3 protein-coding genes are annotated in these 3,599 nt (G+C 59.1%); all 3 read left to right on the top strand.

Features of this window, described 5'->3' with window-relative positions; all coding sequences use genetic code 11:
* Positions 1-359 precede the first annotated feature (359 nt).
* Genes ACFSCT_RS11850 through ACFSCT_RS11860 form a run of 3 tightly spaced genes read left to right on the top strand, consistent with a single transcriptional unit; the run spans position 360 to position 3,466 of the window.
* Positions 360-1,367, top strand: coding sequence for a catalase family protein (locus ACFSCT_RS11850; protein ID WP_465263182.1), 1,008 nt, complete (start codon positions 360-362; stop codon positions 1,365-1,367).
* A gap of 24 nt (positions 1,368-1,391) precedes the next feature.
* Positions 1,392-2,090, top strand: coding sequence for a hypothetical protein (locus ACFSCT_RS11855; RefSeq protein WP_088234139.1), 699 nt, complete (start codon positions 1,392-1,394; stop codon positions 2,088-2,090).
* On the top strand, positions 2,090-3,466 hold the full coding sequence (locus ACFSCT_RS11860; protein WP_088234138.1) for a Dyp-type peroxidase: 1,377 nt from the start codon (positions 2,090-2,092) through the stop codon (positions 3,464-3,466). Before ACFSCT_RS11855 ends, ACFSCT_RS11860 begins: the two co-directional genes overlap by 1 nt.
* Positions 3,467-3,599 lie beyond the last annotated feature (133 nt).

Consider the following 3,599-nt stretch of genomic DNA (forward strand, 5'->3'; position numbering starts at 1 on the left):
GGACTTCAGAGCCAGACAGATTCATCGTCAATCCGATCCACCAGATGCCGGGACTGAACACCTAGGGGCGGGGAGGGAGCAAAATAGAAGTTCTCGTATGACTCAATCATCAGCGGGTTGTTGAGCCAACGTCTACTGGCTCTGCGGACCAGCGAAACAGGGTGCCTGCCGCGAGGTCATGCATTTTCACGGCAACCGCAGCCGCCGGCAGTGTGTTTAGACTGCAAAACGGGTGACTTTACCCCAGCCTTGAGGCGATCTGCCCGGCGAGAAAGAAAGAGGTCCACATGCCTCCGATCAGATATGGCGACGACATTGAAAACCTTCAGCACGACGAGACCCGGCTGATCGAGGACATCGTGGCGCAAATGCGCGCGACGCAGGCTGCCAACGCGGAAAGGCACCGCCATGCACATCGCGATGCACATGCCAAAAGCCACGCGATCCTGAAGGGGCGGATGACTGTCCATGAAGATCTTGCGCCAGAGTTGTCGCAGGGCATCTTTTTTCCCGGCGCGGAATATGAAGTTGTGGCTCGGCTGTCTTCGGCCCCCGGCGATATTCACAGCGACGAGATCCCCGCACCGCGCGGCATCGCACTGAAGGTGCTCGGCGTTCCGGGTGACAGGCTGACGCCGACCATTGGCGGTGCAAATCAAGACTTCCTTATGGTGAACTTCCCTGTTCTGGCATTCGGAACAGTGCAGAAATACAAGAAGATGCTGGCCCTCCTGGAAAAAAACGCCAACGCGCCCGACAGCTTTCAGAAGCTGGTGGCAGCCGCCGCGCGCGGTGCCGAGGACGTGATCGAGGCGTTGGGCGGCAAGCCCGGCGCGACCCTTCTTGGTCTGGCCCGCGACAACGCGAACATGCTGGGCGAAACCTTCCACACGCAGGCCGCACTTCGCTATGGCGACCATGTTGCCAAACTGTCCATTGCGCCGGAAGGTGGCGTGGTCGATCTCACCGACGCGAAAGTCGAAAGCGGTTTTTCAGCTATGCGCGATGCGGTCGGTGCATATCTGGCCGAAAACGATGCAACCTATACGCTTCGGGCGCAACTTTGCACCGACCTCGAACAGATGCCGGTCGAGGATGCGGCGGTCGAATGGGATGCAGATGCCTCGCCCCACCGCCCCGTTGCCAGCCTGCATTTCCCGGCGCAGGATGCATATTCCCCCGCGCGGCAGGTTCACGGTGACGACCATCTCGCCTTCAATCCGTGGAACGGCGTGGCGGCCCATCGACCGCTCGGCTCTATCATGCGGGTGCGCAAGGCGGCCTATGAATCCTCGTCCGAGCAGCGACACCGGCTGAACAATCTGCCCCGGCAAGAGCCGCGGGCACTGACCGATGTCCCCGATTGATGAACGCTCAAACAGGAGCATGTGATGAGTAAAAAGACCACTGATCCCCGTCTCGACGACGAAACACGCCTTCAGGAATTTCGCCGTGTCGCCAAGGAAGTCGCAGCCGATGCGCCGCAACTGGCGAAGATCGCCATCGAAGGTTTGATCCGCGACCATAACAAGTTGTTCGACGGAAGCTCGCAATCCGCTGGCCGCGCGGGCCGCCAATCCGGCAATGTATCGGAACTGACCGCCATCGCCAAGGTCAAACCCGGAGGCGCCGCCCGGCTGCGGCGGATCTTTGATCTGACCGGCGGTAATTTCGATGGCGCGCAGCGCGTTTCGACGCTGCATGACATGCGTTTCGTGTTCTTCGATGATGATACGCGGATCATCTTCGCCACCACATATGACGGCGATTGGGACACCTATATCAATGATTTCGGAACCAAGATTCCCGGCCTGATGGATCTGCTGTTCGCCAATATCGAAGGCTGGCCCGGCATCGATAGTCCCGAGGTCAAGGACTTCATTGCCGGTCATCAGATCGACGCGGCTGGCTGGTTCGTGGCGAACCCTCAGGTCACGGTCGTGGATGTACGCCGGATGCAGCGAATGGAAGCTGCGCTGAACGATTTCATGGACAAGATGTCCAAGAATGACGCGATGGACGATACAACGCGCGACGCACTGTCCAAGCTTTCCGATGCCGTCTCGGTCCCCGAGGGGGTGGATTACTGATGTCTTTCCTCAGCAATCTGCGCAAGCGCTTCGACAGCAAACGGGTCACGCTTCAACTTGACGATATACAGGGACTTATCCTGCGCTCCCGTCCAGAGCCCTATGTCGGCATTCACGCCATGCTTCATGTCGATGACGCAGCGGGCGGACGCGACCTGATCGGGCGGCTGGCCGGACATGTGCCGTCAGCCGAGGGCTGGACCGAAGATATGCCAGCATGGATGGGGGTGGCACTTAGCCATGCCGGGTTGAAGGCGCTTGGTCTGCCGGATGACTCGCTGAAATCCTTTCCTCTGGCATTCCAGCAGGGCATGGCCGCCCGCGCCGCCCAGCTTCGGGATGAGGGCGAGAATGAGCCCGAGACCTGGGAAGAGGCTTATCAGAATGAGAGCTGCCACATCGCACTGTCGATCTTCGCGCAGAGCGACGCTGAACTTCAGCGCGTAAAAGCCAATGCTATGGCCGAACTGGAACAGGCCACCGGCGTGAGACTGATGGGCACGCATGAGTTCGGCGCGGATAAGGAGGCGAAAAACCCCTTCGGTTATCGCGACAGCATTTCGCAACCCACCGTCGCAGGCGCAGGGGTCGAGCCAAATCCCGGCGATGAACGTGCCATCGCCGCTGGCGAATTCATTCTGGGCGAGGACAGCGAAGCCGGAAGCCCCGTAGCGATGCCCTCTCCCGACGTACTGGGCCGGAACGGATCTTTCGTGGTGTTGCGAAAGTATGAAAGCTGCGTCGGGGCTTTCAACGACTTCCTGCGCGAACACGGCAGCGATGAAGAGGCTCAGGATCGGCTGGGTGCGAAGATGTTTGGCCGCTGGCGCTCTGGCGCGCCGTTGAACATGTCGCCCGATCAGGATGACGAAGCCCTGGGAGCCGATCGTGATAAAAACAACGATTTCGATTACTCGGACGATACCAAGGGTCTGATCTGCCCGCACTCGGCGCATATGCGACGCATGAACCCACGCGGCAGCAAGCTGACCATTCTGACTGACCAGAACATCCACCGGATCATCCGCCGTTCTTCAACCTTCGGCCCAAAATGGAGCCGCGACATGACCACCAGCGACGACACGGGTGATCGCGGGCTGTTCTTCATCTTCATTAGCGCACGCGCCTTTGACACGATCGAATTTCTTCAGCAGGAATGGATCAATCGTGGAAACTTTCTGGACCTGGGTGAAGAGCGCGACCCGGTTGTCGGGCTACACGAGCAACCGGGACGGTTTACGATCCCCGACCAACCCGTCAGGAGACGTGTCAACGGTGTCACGACATTCAACCGCTTGCGAGGTGGCGAGTATATGTTCATGCCCTCGATCTCCGCACTGAAATGGATCGGAGAAGGTAGCTGGCTTCGTGGTTGAGCAAATATGCAGGCGCTGCACGCTTTGGACTGAGTTTGCGGACGGAAACATCCATATCCTTAGTCAGGCTAGGTGTTCAGTCCCGGCATCTGGTGGATCGGATTGACGATGAATCTGTCTGGCTCTGAAGTCC

The organism is Paracoccus pacificus (assembly GCF_042680785.1).
In the GTDB taxonomy this organism is placed as follows: Bacteria; Pseudomonadota; Alphaproteobacteria; order Rhodobacterales; family Rhodobacteraceae; genus Paracoccus; species Paracoccus pacificus.